This is a genomic window from Pseudomonas sp. SJZ131 (assembly GCF_007828705.1).
Taxonomy (GTDB): Bacteria; Pseudomonadota; Gammaproteobacteria; order Pseudomonadales; family Pseudomonadaceae; genus Aquipseudomonas; species Aquipseudomonas prosekii.
Genome location: NZ_VIVC01000001.1, coordinates 1,383,568 through 1,399,915, shown reverse-complemented (window position 1 = coordinate 1,399,915; position 16,348 = coordinate 1,383,568). Strand labels below are relative to the sequence as shown.

Here is a 16,348-nt window from a genome sequence, read left to right as displayed (position 1 = left end):
GTATCGGTAAAATATTATTAAGCTGGGAACTGAGCATAAATAACGGATGCAGAGCGTTGGCTAGCGTCTGTACTGAACATTTAAGGGGACAGATTTATTCTCCAGAGAAATAAATCTGTCCCCTTGAGAGAAGGCTATTTGGCCTTCCAGTGACCGCCGCCCGATTCGCAATCGATCCGCGCCTGATCGATGTGCTCGGCGCCGTAGTAGTACGTCGTGACTTTGGCGTTGTCGGGGATATTCAGCGATTTGGCGGTTTTGTCTTTGCTGGTGGAATGTGGGTTGGCCAGGGATTCCTGGGTCAACGTCGCCACGCACGTGGCTTGATAGCGATCGGCGCAATGCTCGACTTTTTTCTTGGTGCTGCTGAGCATTTCCTTGCTTTCGTTGCTGCACGACCAGTCGATGGAATTCACCGGCATGCCTTCGTATTCGTAGCATGTGTGCGATTCGACCGCGGGCACCGAAGGGCTTTGTGATCGGGTCTGCACGTCACAACCTTCAGCCACGGCGAGTGCCGGGCTGAGGCTGGCGATAAAAAACAGAAGCGGCAGTCTACTGTTCATCGGGTTTTCCTCCAGAGAGCGCTTTCCTCGGAGGAGGGACAGCGCCTGTAGAGTTTCGAAAACAGCAGCGGGCGTGGGGTTCAATTCGTTTTGCGCAGCATCTCGCTCGACCTGCTGACATAAATCCTGTGGTCACTATGCAGTTGGGTTGTTCAGGCTTTACTTGCCGCGAGGTACGCGCCGAGGCGCTGGCCCATCTCCGCGCCGAGGGCTTGCAGACCGCTCAACGGGCGGACCATGACTTCGAACTCGACGATTTTCCCGTCCTCGTTGAAGCGGATCATGTCGATACCCTTCAACTGTTTGCCACCCACGCTGGCGCTGAATTCCAGCACCACATTCAAGCCATCGGCGGTCGCCAGTTCTCGGTGGTAGGCGAAGTCCTCGAATACCTCGGACACCGTATTCAGGATCATCGAAACCACCGCCGCGCCGGGGTATGGCGTGTGTGCCATCGGCGAGCGAAACACCGCGTCAGGGGCGAGCAACGAGGGTAAGGCTTGCAGGTCGCCGGTGCGGATCATCGTGTGCCATTGGCTCAAGGATTGCGCGGCTTTGGGGTGCAGTTGCAGTTCAGACATGTTCAGTCCTTCATTTTTGTTGTTAGATGAGCCACCGAAGTATCGTCAAAAGCGTCGATATTGCCAGTATTGCCCGCGATGCAAAGCTTGGCGAACGCCGTGCCGGGCTTTTTGGATGCGCAACTCACCCTCAGGAAAACCAAGATGAGCCAGACACTGGAACGCGCGATTGCTATCGCTGCGGCTGCGCATGAAGGGCAGGTCGACAAGGGCGGATCGCCTTACATTCTGCATCCGCTGAAAGTGATGCTGCGGGTGAGCACCCTGGAGGAGCGCATCGTCGCCGTGCTCCACGACGTGGTCGAAGACACCGGCATCAGCCTCGAAGCGTTGCGTCAGGAAGGGTTCAGCGAATTGGTGCTGGAAGCGATCCAGTCCGTCACCAAAATACCGGGCGAAACCTATGAAGCCTTCGTCGAACGCGCCGCGCTGAACCCGATCGGCCGAGTGGTCAAACTCGCCGATCTGGAAGAAAACAGCGACCTGTCACGAATCGCCCAACCTTCGTGGGACGATCTGGAGCGCGTAGAGAAATATCGCCGGGCGATAGGCGTGTTGCGTTCGTAAGCCTCGCGCCTCACAGCCGATCTTCATCAATCCTGCACGGATACGCAGCAGCCCCGGAAACAGGGGACCGCTGCGCGCTCCAACGCGAGCAAGCTCGCTCGCCACAGGTGCGAGGTTGGGGCTGGAAATTTGTGGGCGAGGTTGGGGCTTGAGATTTGTGGTGTTCGGGCTGGCGCTTTCGCGAGCAGGCTCGCTCCTACAGGGGTTACCGGTGGTGCATGAATCTGCGCCACACACCGATCAAAAGTAGGAGTGAGCCTGCTCGCGATCAACGATGACGCAGCTCCCCAGCCAAACCACAAAACCTGTGGCGAGCGAGCTTGCTCGCGCTGGGCTGCGCAGCGGCCCCAAACCCGGCAACCCCAACCCCACAGACCCAGTGCAGTGGCTGATCTCACGACGGCTTCGCCGCCGAACGCGAGCAAGCTCGCTCGCCACAGGTGCGAGGTTGGGGCTGGAAATTTGTGGTGTCACCGCACACCGATCAAAGGTAGGAGTGAGCCTGCTCGCGATCAACGATAACGCAGATCTCACGACGGCTTCGCCGCCGAACGCGAGCAAGCTCGCTCGCCACAGGGGCGGGGTTGTTGCTGGAAATTTGTGGTGTCACCACACACCGATCAAAAGTAGGAGTGAGCCTGCTCGCGATCAACGATGACGCAGCTCCCCAGCTAAACCACAAAACCTGTGGCGAGCGAGCTTGCTCGCGCTGGGCTGCGCAGCGGCCCCAAACCAGGCAACCCCAAACTCACAGACCCAGCGCAGCGGCTGATCTCACGACGGCTTCGCCGCCGAACGCGAGCAAGCTCGCTCACCACAGGGGCGTTGGTTGGCTAATGGCGGGGCAGGGTGCGGAGATGAAACCCCAATTCCCACTCAGTAAACATCGCGCAAATAGCGCTTCTGCTCGCTCATCTGCCGCCAGTAATCCGCAGCGTTTTCCGCGCTTAACCCACCGTGCTCCTGCGCCACCTCGCGCAGCACCCGGTCGACATCCTTGGCCATTTGACTCGCGTCGCCGCACACATACAGCTGCGCCCCGTCCTGCAACCAGCGCCACAATTCGGCGCCTTGTTCACGAATGCGGTCCTGCACGTAAATCTTCCGTGGCTGGTCGCGCGAAAACGCCAGGCTCAGTTGCGTCAACAGGCCGTCGTGCTGCATGCCTTGCAATTCTTCGCGGTAGTAAAAGTCGCTGGCGGCGTGTTGTTCGCCGAAGAACAGCCAGTTGCGGCCCTGATCGCCACGCGCACGGCGCTCTTGCAGGAAACCACGGAACGGCGCCACGCCGGTGCCGGGGCCGATCATGATCATCGGCACGTCGCCGTCGCCGGGCACGCGAAAGTGCTTGGACGTCTGCACAAAAACCGGGACTTCGCCGCTGGCCACGCGGTCGGCGAGGAAGGTTGACGACACGCCTTTGCGTTTACCGTAGCGCACCGCTGCCACGGTCAAATGCACTTCCTCTGGATGCGCTTTGACGCTGGAAGCAATCGAATACAACCGTGGTTGCAGGCGTTTCAGCGCGCCCAGCAGCTCAGACGCCGAGCACTCAATCGGAAACGCCTGCAGCACGTCCGCCAATTGTCGGCCCCAGAGCCAGTCCTTCAATTCTTCCTTGCGCTCACAGCTCAGCAACTGTTTCAGCTGTGGATTGGCGCTGCGCTCGGCGATGAACGTCAGGGTTTCGCGATTCGGCCGGGCAATCTCAAAGTGCTCGGTGAGCGCCTGACGCAATCCAACCTCCCCGAGTTTGTCGACAGTCACGCAGGTTTCCGCGCCAAGCCGCGTGAGCGCGAGCACTTCGTCGACCAGTTCCGGACAGTTGCGCGGCCACACGCCTAAGGCATCGCCGGCCTCGTAGCGCAATCCGGAATCGGCCAGATCCAGCGAAAACATCCGCGTTTCCTTATGCCGGCTCTGCTGATTCAAGTGCAGGTTATTCAGCAGCCGCGAAGCGTAAGGATTGCTTTTGCCGGGCGCTTCAATCGGGCTCGCGACGACACCGGCACTCAACGCCTGCGCCGGTTTCAGCAATTGATGAAACTGCTTCAGCCAGGCCTGTGCGCGTTCTTCAAATTCGGTATCGCAATCGACCCGATCCAGCAGCCGCGTGGCGCCCAGTTCCTGCAAGCGTTGATCGAGTTGTTTGCCGTGGTGGCAGAACTGCTCGTAGTTCGGATCGCCCAGCGCCAACACGGCAAAGCGCAGCGATTCCAGACGCGTTTCGGCGCGGCTCAAGGTGTGCCAGAAACCCTCGCCATTGTCCGGCGGATCGCCGTCACCGAAGGTGCTGCTGATTAACGCCAACGTCTGCGTGTTCGCCAATTTGCCCGCCGGGAAATCGGCCATTGCGCTCAATTCCACGGCGATGCCTTCTTCGCGCAACCGCGCGGCAAAACGCTGCGCCAGGGCTTCGGCGTTACCGGTTTGCGAGGCCCACAACATCGTCACCGTCGGCCGCTTATCATCCGCCAACACACTCGGCGCCGCGGCACTTTGCACGCGGCTGAACAAGCCGCCGAGCAAACCGTCCAGCCATAACCGCGTGTCCTCGGCCAACGGCGCATTGGCGGGCAGGGCCGGGACGCCAGCGGCCTGGCGCCCCGCAGTTGATTGCAGGCCGCTGATAAAACCGGCGAGGTAAGTGCGCTCATTGTTGTTCAGTTGCGGCGAAGGCTGACGGCTGATGCCGGCGAGCTCGGCAAAAGCCTCGATGCTCGGCATGGGCAGTTCCTCAGTTGCACCGGCAAGGTCAATTTCGGCAGGCGTCGAGACATGCAGAAACTGGTGTTCGATCAGTTCGACACGCTGCAGCGCGACCGCGCAGAACTTGAATTCCGGCTGCAGCGAAATCGGGTCGACGGCATCGTTGGTCACCGCGTTGATCGCCAGGTTTTCGCCAAACACATCGTTCCAGTGAAACGGCGCAAAACAGTTGCCCTGACGCACCCGGTCCGTGACCACCGCCGGCAGCACCGCACGGCCACGCACCGAACGAATCTCGAGGTGATCCTTGTCCTTGATCCCAAGGCTGGCGGCGTCTTGCGGGTGAATCTCCACGAACGGCCCCGGATTAAGTTTGTTCAGCGTCGCGACTTTGCCGGTCTTGGTCAGCGTGTGCCACTGGTGCTGCAGGCGCCCGGTATTCAGCACAAACGGGAACTGTTCATCGGGCATTTCTGCCGGCGACAAGTGTGGTCGGGCGAAGAAAATCCCCTTGCCGCGCTCATTGGCAAACACGATGGCCGGGCGACTTCCGTCCTCGTCAATCTTCAGCTGCTGACTCACGCCATCGTTCAGATAACGGATCGGATTACGCAGCGCAGCCGCGTCGGCGGCGCACGGCCATTGCACAGGGCTCTCGCGCAAACGCGCATAACTTGCGCCGCGAATGTCGTACCCGGTGTTCGGGTTCCAGGCGCGTTTGATCTCTTCAAATACCTGCGACGCCGAGCTGTAACTGAAGGCCTCGGCGAAGCCCATGGCGCACGCGACTTTAGCGATGATTTGCCAGTCGGGCATTGATTCGCCAGGCGCATCCACGGCTTTTTGCATCAGCGTCAGGTTGCGCTCGGAGTTGATCATCACGCCTTCGGCCTCGGCCCACAGCGCGCCGGGCAGCAATATGTCGGCGTAGCGATTGGTCTCGGTGTCGAGAAAGGCGTCCTGGGTGATCACCAGTTCTGCGTTCTCCAAACCTTCGATGACGGTTTGGCGATTCGGCGCCGAGGCGACCGGGTTGGTGCAGATGATCCAGCACGCCTTGATCTGCCCGGCGCGCATCTGCTCGAACATCGCCACCGTGCCGCCACTCACCGTGCGCGGCAGGCTATCGCGAGGGATTTGCCACAAGTCTTCAATAAATGCGCGATCGGCTTCGACCAGCACCGAACGCTGACCGGGCAGGCCCGGGCCCATGTAGCCCATCTCGCGGCCGCCCATGGCGTTGGGTTGTCCAGTCAGGGAAAACGGCCCGCTGCCCGGCCGGCAAATGGCGCCGGTGGCCAGGTGCAAATTGCACAGGGCGTTGGTGTTCCAGGTGCCGTGGGTGCTCTGGTTGAGGCCCATGGTCCAGCAACTCATCCACTCGGCTGCCGCGCCGATCCATTCAGCAGCCTGACGAATATCGGCTTCGAGCAGGCCGGTAATCTCGGCGACGGCGCTCGGCGAATAGTCTTCGAGGAACGCCGGCAGCGCTTCCCAACCTTCGGTAAAGGACGCGATAAAGTCCGGGTCGGTGTGGCCGTTTTTCACCAGCAGGTGCAGCAGGCCATTGAGCAACGCCAGGTCGGTGCCGGGTTTGATTTGCAGGAACAAACCGGCCTTGTCGGCGGTGGCGTTGCGCCGCGGATCAACCACGATCAACTTCGCCCCAGCCTTGACCCGATCCATCATGCGCAGGAACAGAATCGGGTGACAGTCGGCCATGTTCGCGCCGATCACCAAAAACACCTCGGCTTGGTCGAAATCCTCATACGAGCCCGGCGGCCCGTCCGAACCTAGCGAGAGTTTGTAGCCGCTGCCAGCGCTGGCCATGCACAGCCGCGAGTTGGATTCGATGTTGTGAGTGCGCACGAAACCCTTGGCCAACTTGTTGATCAGGTACTGCGCTTCCAGCGACATTTGCCCCGAGACATAAAACGCCAGCGCGTCCGGGCCGTGGCGATCCAGCAGATTGCGCAGGCGGCTGGCGGTTTCGTTGATCGCTTCATCGATGCCAATCTGCACCGGATCGCGACTGCGCTTCTGGCGCAAAAAGGCGTTTTCCATGCGTCCCGATTCGGCAATCGCCTGGCCGCAAGTCGTGCCTTTGGTGCACAGCCGGCCGAAATTGCTCGGGTGCGTTTTGTCACCCGTGACCTTGATAACGCGGTTGTTTTCGACCTGCATGACGATGCCGCAACCCACGCCACAATAGGGACATACGCTGCGTACGCTGGTGTCCGTCATTTTCGCCCCTCGATCTGTTGCTTGGCCTGCCCAACCCGAAAACAAAAAAAAACGCCATGCGACCCTCCGTTATGGAAACGGGAGTTACACGGCGTCTTTGTCGTAGGTGGGCAATCAGCGTTGACTGCTTTGAGGTGTTACTAGCAAGTCACGCGCCATAACCGATGATCAGCGTTCAACGTCGGTAAATCAGCGGGGCGGGGTGGAGCGCGCGGCAATTTGCAGCGCTGGCTCAAGCAGTGATCGATGCACTTTTTTATAGCGCCGTGCACCAGTCGGATGCGCAATCGTCGCCGCCCAACGTCGATGGCAATCGCAATAAATCGCCGAGTCGCCCGGTTTCAAGGGAGGCGCGGCGATTGGCACAAACGCTGCAAGTCATCAGGCAAACCCATTGCGAATACGCGTTGGGTCGCCCCCTCGGTCAACGACGATCGAATGGCCAACAGGTCGTGGGCAACATCGGTGGAACAGGCATAGATGCCTGATCACAACACCGCAAAAGAACAGGCAAAGACGCCTGGAACCGCAAGGTTTCAGGCGTTTTTTTTTGCTTTTTGAACCGTGATTGGCCGTGCAAGGGTGCTTCTTATGAATTCCAATATTGCCGCGTTGAACAAACTGCAAACGCTGATCGTGATCGGCAATGGCATGGTCGGACATCATTGTGTCGAACAGCTGATCGAGCGCGGAGCGCTGGCGGACTATCGCTTGCACGTGTTCAGCGAGGAGCCGATGCGTGCCTACGACCGCGTGCATCTTTCCGAATATTTCACCGGTCGCGATGCCGAGTCGCTGGCGCTGTCGGATGCGTCGTTGTACCAGACGCCGGGCGTCACGCTGCACTTGGGCGTGCCGGTTCTGCAGATTGATCGCGAGCGCCGCGAGGTGATTACCGCGCAGGGTTGCGTGCACTACGACAAGTTGGTGCTGGCCACCGGCTCGTACCCGTTCGTGCCGCCGATTGACGGCGCCGAAGGTGACTCGCGGCTGGTCTATCGCACGCTCGAAGACCTCGACGCCATCCGTGCGGCAGCGGCCAATGCGCGGCGCGGAGTGGTGGTCGGCGGTGGTTTGCTGGGTCTGGAGGCGGCCAACGCCCTGAAGAGCCTGGGGCTGGAAGCGCACGTGGTCGAGTTCGCCCCACGCTTGATGCCGGTGCAACTGGATGACTTCGGCGGTCTGGCGCTGAAGGCGCAAATCGAGCGACTCGGCGTCGGTGTGCACTTGTCCCGCGCCACGCAATCGATCAGCGCTGGCGAGGATTATCGCTACCGGATGAATTTTGCCAATGACGAATTCCTCGAAACCGACCTGATTGTGTTCTCCGCCGGGATCCGTGCGCAGGATGCGTTGGCCCGCGACTGCGCGTTGGACATCGGCCCGCGCGGCGGCGTGGTGATCAACGACGAATGCCTCAGCAGCGACCCGAACATTTACGCCATCGGCGAATGCGCGGCGTGGAATGGCAGCCTGTTCGGCCTCGTGGCGCCGGGTTACCAAATGGCCCGCGGAGTGGCCGCGCAGTTGTGCAAGCAGGGCGCCGAGCCGTTCCTTGGCGCGGACATGTCGACCAAACTGAAACTGCTCGGCGTTGACGTCGGTTCCATCGGCGATGCCCACGCCCACACGCCGGGTGCGCGCAGTTATCAGTTCATCGACGAAGCGAGCGCCAGCTACCGGCGTCTGGTGGTCGATGCCAGCGGCAAACACGTGATCGGCGCGGTGCTGGTCGGCGACAACAGCTACTACGACACATTGCTGCAATACCTGCAGAACGCGATTGCCTTGCCAGCGGAACCGGCCAGTCTGATCCTGCCGTCGTCCGCAGGCGCGCCGACCCTCGGCCCCGGCGCACTGCCGCAAACCGCTACCGTTTGCTCATGCCACAACGTCAGCAAAGGCTCGATTTGTTCAGCACTTGACGGCGGCTGCACCGACCTCGGTTTGCTCAAAGCACAGACCAAGGCCGGCACCGGTTGCGGCGGTTGCGCGGGGCTGCTCAAGCAGGTTTTCGAGCACGAATTGATTGCGCGTGGCGTCAGCGTCGACAAAAGCCTGTGCGAACATTTCGCCTACACGCGCCAGGAACTCTATGCGCTGGTGCGCGTTGAGAATGTGCTCACTTTCGAAGAATTGCTCGCCAAACACGGGCGTGGCCACACCGGTTGCGACGTGTGCAAACCGGCGGTGGGCTCGATTCTCGCGTCGTGCTGGAACCAGCCGATCATGGACGCGTCGCTGGTGCCGTTGCAGGACACCAACGACACTTTCATGGCCAACATGCAGAAAAACGGCACGTATTCGGTGGTGCCGCGCATCCCCGGCGGCGAGATTACGGCGGACAAACTGATCGCGATTGGCGTGGTGGCGAAAAAGTACGACCTCTACACCAAAATCACCGGCGGCCAGCGCATCGACCTGTTCGGCGCGCAGTTGCATGAATTGCCGGAGATCTGGAGCGAGCTGATCGAAGCCGGTTTCGAAACCGGCCACGCTTACGGCAAATCCACGCGCACGGTGAAATCCTGCGTCGGCAGCACTTGGTGCCGTTACGGCGTGCAGGACAGCGTGAAAATGGCCCTGCTGATCGAGGATCGCTACAAGGGCCTGCGCTCGCCGCACAAACTCAAATTCGCCGTGTCCGGTTGCACCCGCGAATGCGCCGAAGCACAGAGCAAAGACGTCGGCGTGATTGCCACCGAGAAGGGCTGGAACCTGTACATCTCCGGCAACGGCGGCATGCGTCCGCGTCATGCCGAGCTGTTCGCCACCGACCTCGACGATGACACGCTGATCCGCTACATCGACCGTTTCCTGATGTTCTACATCCGCACCGCCGACAAATTGCAGCGCACCTCGGTGTGGCGCGAGAGCCTGGAGGGCGGTCTGGATTTCCTCAAAGAGGTGATCATCGACGACAGCCTCGGGCTCGGCGCCGAACTTGAAGCGCAGATGCAATTGGTCGTCGATCGCTACGAATGCGAATGGGCCAACGCCCTCAAAGACCCGGAAAAACTCAAGCGCTTCCGCACCTTCGTCAATGACAAACGCCCGGATCCGGACATCCACTTTGTCGAGGAACGCGGCCAACGGCGCCCGATCATGGCCGCCGAACTCAACCTGATTCCGCTCACCGAGGAGATTGCCTGATGAGCCTTTCCATCCCCCAACGCGCACCTGCCATCGACACCGCCACCACTTGGCAACCGGTCTGCGAACAACAAGACCTGGTGAGCAATTCCGGCGTCGTGGTCTGGCTCGACGGCGCGCAAGTGGCGCTGTTCTACTTGCCGGGCGCCGAGGGCAAAACCCTCTACGCCATCGACAACCACGATCCGCAATCCGGGGCGAACGTGATCGGGCGCGGCTTGATCGGCAACATCAAGGGTGACCTGGTGGTCGCCTCGCCGATCTACAAACAGCACTTTCGCCTCGAGGACGGCAGTTGCCTGGAATACCCGCTGCAGCGCTTGCGCGTCTGGCCAGTGCGATTGCAGGGCGGGGTGGTTGAGATCGCATTGATTCACTGAGAATTCCCTGCCTGCCGATTCCCCGTGGCGAGCGAGCTTGCTCGCGTTGGGGCGCGCAGCGGCCCTGTGTTAATCCATGCAGGAACCGCTGCGCAACCCAACGGGGGCAAGCCCCTCGCCACAGGGTTTCCCGTGGCTATTACCTGACCATTCGTTCAATCGATAGTGAACATCACAAATAGCGAGTTCTGGTTTTTTCAGCATCGGAGGAGGATGGCGCCATACCGATTTCGCTTCTGAAGGAACTGCGCGATGAGAATTTCAACTGTCCTGGCCCTTGTCGCTGCACTCAGCGGCGGTGTCGCCGCCACCGCCCCGGCTTATGCTGCCGAGCCGCAAACCTGCCATTTCCTGCCCGTCGGCGGCAGCAACGCCAGCCTGCAACACGGCCAGTCGGTCGGCGTGCTGTATAGCGAAAACACCGTCAACACTCTGCAATACCTGGAGAACTACCACAGCGTCGCGGTCAACGGCAGCAAGAATCCCGCGCTCGATTCGCGCATCAGCAACGCCTTCGTCAAAAGCTCCGACCCAACATTGGCGATCAACTGGCTGATGGGGTCGCTGCAAAAACAATTCGGCTCGGTGACTGTCTACGACAACCTCGACGCACTGGTACAAGCGCACCCGGACGTGGTGGTGATGCTCGACACTTACAGCCGGCTGGTGAGCAAGCGCAATGATCAGGTCGAAGCGCGTTTCCTCGCTAAATTCTACGACGCCGACCTGCAATACATCGGCAAGGCTGAGGGCGCCCGCGCCGAGCAAATGCCGTCAGTCTGGGTCCACGGCAAAGCGGCGCCGGAGATCGCCGCGCAGATTGATCAGCAAACCGAGTTGCAAGTGAACGCGTTGAAGCAGTTCGATGCGTCACTTAAGGCGTTAGTGACGGCGGGGAGTGTGGCGCGGGTGGCGAGCAACTGATCGCTGGTTCATCGGCCCGCAGCGCTGTCGAGGGCTGCGAACAAATGGCGCACGACTTGCGCTTCGACGGAGCCTTGGTCAGCGTCTTCGAGAAACACCGCGCAGGTCGCGGTGTTTCCTTGTTCGGCGCAGTGATGAACCGCCACCACGCTGCCCGGTCCGCTGCCAGTATGTCCGCTCAAAACGCGCCCGCCGCGCACTGGCCCGTGCATCAACCCGAGGCCGTAGCCTGGCGCAATCCATGGTCGACCGGCGATTGGCCCGCCGAGCGGGTAGGCGGTTTGCATTTGGTGGCGCAGGGACGGGCCGAGCAGTTCCCCGGTCATCAGGTGTTCCAGGCACAAGGCTGCATCCTTCAACGAACCGACCAGCAAACCGTGATAAACCCAGCCTGGGTGGTACGCAGCAGCACTGCCCATGCGCACGTTTTTCAACGCTTCTGGGGTCGTCGCCAGGCTCACGTTAGATAAGCCGAGCGGCGCGAACACTCGCTGGATCAACGCCTGTTCCAGCGATAGATCGCACAAACGCGTGATCAGCCTCGACACATATAAATAGCCAACATTTGAATAACCCCAGCCGGTTCCCGGTGCGTAGCGCAGCCGGCCGGCATCAAGGCGTTGGAGCATTTCATCGGCCGACCACGGGGCGTCATTCCGCGCCACGGCCGCGTGGTAATCGGCCAGCTCACCGTAGTCCGCCAAACCCGCCTCATGCCGCAGCAACTGGCGCAAGGTGAACGGACCTTCCGGCAGCACCTCGTCGAGATCGACCAAGCCATCACGCACCAAGGTCAACGCCGCAGCGGCGAGCACGGTTTTGGTAAAACTCCACCACGGCACGATAACGTCGGGCTGTTCGCCAGCGCTTGGTGAACCATTTGAAACCAGGGAAAAAAGCATGGTGTGTGGCTCGAAGGGCAGGGCGGCGCGTGTGCGTGAGGCGCAAGTCTGCCAGAAAGTCTTTGCTGTTTGTGTTCGTTGCGGACTTTGGCTAATCTCGGGCAATCTTGCAAAAAACCGCACTAACCCGCAGAAAAAGGCACAACCATGCACGCTGCTATCGAGCTTCCTTCCCTGCGCCGGCAGAAAATCCTGCTGATTCTCGAGCGTGACGGCAAGGTTATGGCCTCCGAGCTGAGTCAGCATTTCGCCGTTTCCGAAGACACCATCCGCCGCGATCTTGCGGAGCTGGACAGCGCCGGGCTGGTGCAGCGCGTGCACGGCGGAGCGTTGCCGCGACCGAAAGACACCGGCAAGGATTTTTTCACCCGAGTCAGCGAAACCGATGAAGTGAAAACCCGCTTGGCGCAACTGGCTGCGGGGTACGTGAAGAATGGCCAGATTGTGATGTTCGATTCCGGCTCGACGACGTTGCAGATCGCGCGTTCGTTGCCCTCGGACATTGCGATAACAGCCGTCACCGCTTCGCCGATGATCGCGATTACCCTCGCGGAGTATCCGGGAATCAAGGTGATTCTGGCCGGTGGCCAGATCAATCCTTCGACACTGGCAGTGAGTGGGCACGAGACTTTGCAGTTGGTGCAGGGGATCAAGGCTGAACTGCTGTTTACCGGTGTTTGCGCGATTCATCCCGAGGTCGGCATCAGCTCTCTGCACTTCGATGAAGTGCCGGTGAAACTGGCAATGCTCGACAGCGCCGCGCACGTGGTGGCGGTGACCACGGCGGACAAACTCGGCGCGGTCGAGCCATTCGTGGTGGCGCCGTGCGCGCGCATTCACACGCTGATCACCGAGCGCACCGTGGCCTCCGGCAACATCGAGGACTACCGAAAACTCGGGATCGACGTGGTGCAGATGACCGCTGCGGATTAACGCCTAACCCAATCACCGCCCCCCACAGGCGATAAGGTTGGCCACAATTTCCGGCCATCACCCAAACCCTGTAGGAGCTGAGCTTGCTCGCGAAAGCGGTGGGTCAGGCTGATTTGCTGGTGACTGACCCACCGCCATCGCGAGCAAGCATCACTCCCACAGGGGACGGGCTTTGTCACCAATTTCAGGTATCACACAAACCCTGTAGGAGCTGAGCTTGCTCGCGAAAGCGGTGGGTCAAATTGCATTGATGGTGGCTGACACACCGCCATAGCGAGCAAGCATCGCTCCCACAGGGGACGGGCTTTGTCACCAATTCCGGCTATCACACAAACCCTGTGGGAGCTGAGCTTGCTCGCGAAAGCGGTGGGTCAAATTGCATTGATGGTGGCTGATACACCGCCATCGCGAGCAAGCATCGCTCCCACAAAGCCAAATCATTGCGCGCCGAACATTGCGGTCCAGTAAATCCCGCTGTCGCTCTTGGGGTCTACCGCATACGCCGCGCCCAGTTCCTTGAATTGCGGGTTCATCAGGTTGGCGCAATGCCCCGGACTGCCGATCCAGCCGTCCACTACTTTGCGAATGGTGTCCTGGCCGGCGGCGATGTTTTCGCCGATTTGCTGGTAGCTGTAACCGGCCAGTTCCGCGCGGTCACCCGGAGTGCCGCCATTGCGGTCCTTGTGGTCGAAATAATTGTTGTTGGCCATGTCCCGACTGTGCGCTTCGGCGGCGCCGCCGAGTATCGCGTTCCAGGCCAGCGGCGTGGTCGCGGCGAACGCCTGGCCGCCGCACTGACGCGGTTGCGCGCGCGCAGCATTGAGCAATTCCAGCAACTTTTGCCCCTCGGCCGCCGCATCGCCCAGACGTGCACTCAACAATGGCCGCGCAAGGACGATCCGCCAGTCGCGGCCCTCACGGCTGACGCCGACGTCGATGTATTGCGGATTCAGCACTACTTGGCAAAAGCTTTCCTGCACCGCTTGCATCGCTGATTGCGCATCACGCGGCCCGGAAAGGGTGATCGCCTGGACATTGACCATCGGGTATTTGGCTTGCGACATCGCTTGTTGCAGATCGATGTTCTGCGTGGCAGACAACACCAGACGCGGGTCTGAGGCCAGTGGTGGCAACTCCGGCGAGGCTTGCCCGCCGCAACGCTGCACCTGGCTGCGATAGGCGTTGATCGACTGCACCAGTTGCGCTTCCTCGGTGGCGAACGCCGCGCCAGCAAACATCAGCCCCGACGACAACGCCGCAACACCTACAGCAAATGATAAAACGCGCATGAAAATCCCCCTTGAACGGACTGCGCCCATGATGCTCGATTTCGTCGCGGGAAGGGCACTGGGTTTTTGCGGTTAGTGGTCGATCTTTTTGAACAATTTGCCGTCTACACTGTAGCCAAGTCGCCTGCCGACGCCTCAAGAGCCCGCCCATCATGCGTTTCCCCTGGATAGCCATTTGTCTTGCCCTGAGCTTTTTTGCCGGCCAGGTGTTCGCTGACGATCAGGAGCTGAAAAAGGAAGTGGCCGTGGACAAGGCCCAGGTTCTGGAAGAAAAAGCCGCCGACAAGGGCGCTGCAGCCCCGGCGCCGAAGAAAGCCGAGACCATCACCCAATCCGAAGTTCAGGCTGTCGACCCGGCCGGCACTGCGCCGCTGGACGAAACCATTACGTGTCTGGCGCGCAGTATTTATTGGGAAGCGAAGGGCAAGGACAGCACCGACATGGAAGCCGTGGCCAATGTGGTGATGAATCGCCTCGGTCATCCGGGCTTTCCGGACACAGTGTGCGGGATCGTCAAACAAGGTTCAGAACGCCGCGCCTGCCAGTTTTCGTGGTGGTGCGACGGCCGCGCGGACAGCGTGCAGGAAGACGGGCCTTATGCGCTGGCCAAGGAAATCGCGCGCAAGGCACTTAACAAACAACTGCCGGATCGCACCCACGGCGCGATGTATTTCCATGACCGCTCGGTGAAACCGGACTGGACGCAGGAATACGTGCGCACCGCGCGAATCGGCCGGTTCATGTTTTACAAACCGCGCGGCGGTTCAGCGAAATAGTGTTTCAGGCGTGACTGAGGGCAATCGCGAAAGACACCACGATCATGCAGGCGATGGCCAGATTGAAGTTCATCAGGGGTAATTCCGGTCTAAAAAAGTGTCGCCATCGTGAACAGATCAGCGGCGAATGAAAAATTCGCTTTTGTGATTTGAATGATCGAGACAAATGATGTTTGGGTTAGAGGGAAATGTGCGTTGATTGGGAGACCGCTTTCGCGAGCAGGCTCGCTCCTACAGGGAATCTCCGTCAGCCGCACAGTCAGTGTTCATAACAGACAAACCCCCAACCGCACCGTTCACCGAAATAAACAAAAATCCCAAGATCAGCACAGATCAAAAATGCAGGAGTGAGCCTGCTCGCTATAGGGCCTTCAGACTCCACATCACCGTCGGGCGATAGATCGCTTTCGCGGGCAAGCCTCGCTCCCACAGGGGGAGTGTCAGTGAACACAAATTCCGCGATCGACACCGATCAACTGTGGGAGTGAGCCTGCTCGCGATGGGGCCTCCAGACTCAACATCACCGTCGGCCGATAGATCGCTTTCGCGGGCAAGCCTCGCTCCTACAAAGGTTCGCGCTTACAGTTCCTGACCAAGGAAAATCAGCGTATTGCCATGCGCTTCAGCCGCTGCGCGTTGGTTGTAGCTGTCGCGGTGCGAGCAGTTGAAGCCGTGCTCGGCTTCCGGGTACACGACAATTTCCACGTTGTCGTTGCTGTCGAAACGCTCGGCGATTTGCTCGACGGCTTCCAGCGGAATGTGGCTGTCGGCTTCACCGAAGTGCATCAGAAACGGCACATCGATCTGGTCGGCGCGGTCGAGTTGGTTCTGAATGCCGCCGCCATAGTAGGAGACCGCCACGTCCACCAGACCATTGGCGGCGGTGTTGTAGGAGAGCATGCCGCCGAAGCAATAACCGATCGAGGCAATGCCGCCGTCCAGGCCCGGCTGGGCTTTCAGCGCTTCAATGGTCAGTTTGATGTCGTCCTGCGCTTTGCCGACATCGGTGGCGTTCATCAACTCGACGGCTTTTTTCCAGCCGGCTTCGTCATAGCTCAGCTCGATGCGCGGACCGCTGCGCCAGAACAGATCCGGCGCGATCACCAGATAACCGTCGGCAGCGTATTGCTCGACTACCGAGCGGATGTGTTCGTTGACGCCGAAAATCTCCTGGATCAACACAATCCCCGGACCCTTTTGGGTATGCGGTATCGCCAGGTAAGCACCGAATTTACCTTCGGGGCTGTCGATCTCGATCCATTGGGTGGTCACGCTCATGGGTGGCTCCTGTTGTCTTGCAAATGTGAGTGCAAATATGGGTGAA

At 60.1% G+C, this 16,348-nt stretch carries 12 protein-coding genes; 6 read left to right on the top strand and 6 right to left on the bottom strand.

Features of this window, described 5'->3' with window-relative positions; genetic code table 11:
• Positions 1 to 134: 134 nt before the first annotated feature.
• Complete coding sequence (locus tag FBY12_RS06050; protein WP_145251977.1) at positions 135 to 566, bottom strand: hypothetical protein; 432 nt, start codon at positions 564 to 566, stop codon at positions 135 to 137.
• A 152-nt stretch (positions 567 to 718) separates the two neighbouring features.
• Positions 719 to 1,147 (bottom strand): nuclear transport factor 2 family protein, encoded by a 429-nt coding sequence (locus FBY12_RS06045; RefSeq protein WP_145251975.1) that lies wholly within the window; start codon positions 1,145 to 1,147, stop codon positions 719 to 721.
• Between the two features lie 144 nt (positions 1,148 to 1,291).
• On the opposite strand from FBY12_RS06045, the gene FBY12_RS06040 reads away from it, so the two are divergent.
• Positions 1,292 to 1,714 carry an HD domain-containing protein gene (locus FBY12_RS06040; protein ID WP_145251973.1) on the top strand — a complete coding sequence of 141 codons (423 nt, stop codon included), beginning with the start codon at positions 1,292 to 1,294 and terminating at the stop codon, positions 1,712 to 1,714.
• A gap of 876 nt (positions 1,715 to 2,590) precedes the next feature.
• On the opposite strand, the gene FBY12_RS06035 is transcribed toward FBY12_RS06040, so the two are convergent.
• Entirely contained in the window at positions 2,591 to 6,667 is a 4,077-nt protein-coding gene (locus FBY12_RS06035) for a bifunctional nitrate reductase/sulfite reductase flavoprotein subunit alpha (protein ID WP_145251971.1), read from the bottom strand.
• A 591-nt stretch (positions 6,668 to 7,258) separates the two neighbouring features.
• Between FBY12_RS06035 and nirB the strand changes: the two genes are divergently transcribed.
• From nirB to FBY12_RS06020, 3 genes are all read left to right on the top strand, one after another.
• Positions 7,259 to 9,820, top strand: a complete 2,562-nt coding sequence (gene nirB / locus FBY12_RS06030) for a nitrite reductase large subunit NirB (RefSeq protein WP_145251969.1) — start codon at positions 7,259 to 7,261, stop codon at positions 9,818 to 9,820.
• Positions 9,820 to 10,200: a nitrite reductase small subunit NirD gene (gene nirD, locus FBY12_RS06025; protein WP_145251967.1), complete on the top strand. Its 381-nt coding sequence runs from the start codon at positions 9,820 to 9,822 to the stop codon at positions 10,198 to 10,200. The genes nirB and nirD overlap by 1 nt, the downstream gene beginning before the upstream one ends.
• A 252-nt stretch (positions 10,201 to 10,452) precedes the next feature.
• Complete coding sequence (locus FBY12_RS06020; protein WP_145251965.1) at positions 10,453 to 11,124, top strand: ATPase; 672 nt, start codon at positions 10,453 to 10,455, stop codon at positions 11,122 to 11,124.
• A gap of 8 nt (positions 11,125 to 11,132) precedes the next feature.
• Here the strand turns inward: FBY12_RS06020 and FBY12_RS06015 are convergent, their stop codons facing one another.
• A complete protein-coding gene (locus FBY12_RS06015; RefSeq protein WP_145251963.1) occupies positions 11,133 to 12,026 on the bottom strand; it encodes a serine hydrolase in 894 nt (297 codons plus the stop codon).
• A gap of 147 nt (positions 12,027 to 12,173) precedes the next feature.
• Between FBY12_RS06015 and FBY12_RS06010 the strand changes: the two genes are divergently transcribed.
• Entirely contained in the window at positions 12,174 to 12,959 is a 786-nt protein-coding gene (locus tag FBY12_RS06010) for a DeoR/GlpR family DNA-binding transcription regulator (protein WP_145251961.1), read from the top strand.
• Positions 12,960 to 13,396: 437 nt separating this feature from the next.
• On the opposite strand, the gene FBY12_RS06005 is transcribed toward FBY12_RS06010, so the two are convergent.
• Positions 13,397 to 14,248: a CAP domain-containing protein gene (locus FBY12_RS06005; RefSeq protein WP_121733053.1), complete on the bottom strand. Its 852-nt coding sequence runs from the start codon at positions 14,246 to 14,248 to the stop codon at positions 13,397 to 13,399.
• A 152-nt stretch (positions 14,249 to 14,400) separates the two neighbouring features.
• Between FBY12_RS06005 and FBY12_RS06000 the strand changes: the two genes are divergently transcribed.
• Positions 14,401 to 15,024, top strand: coding sequence for a cell wall hydrolase (locus tag FBY12_RS06000; protein WP_145251959.1), 624 nt, complete (start codon positions 14,401 to 14,403; stop codon positions 15,022 to 15,024).
• Between the two features lie 579 nt (positions 15,025 to 15,603).
• Here FBY12_RS06000 and FBY12_RS05995 read toward each other — a convergent pair.
• Positions 15,604 to 16,302 carry a dienelactone hydrolase family protein gene (locus FBY12_RS05995; RefSeq protein ID WP_092280510.1) on the bottom strand — a complete coding sequence of 233 codons (699 nt, stop codon included), beginning with the start codon at positions 16,300 to 16,302 and terminating at the stop codon, positions 15,604 to 15,606.
• Positions 16,303 to 16,348: the final 46 nt, after the last annotated feature.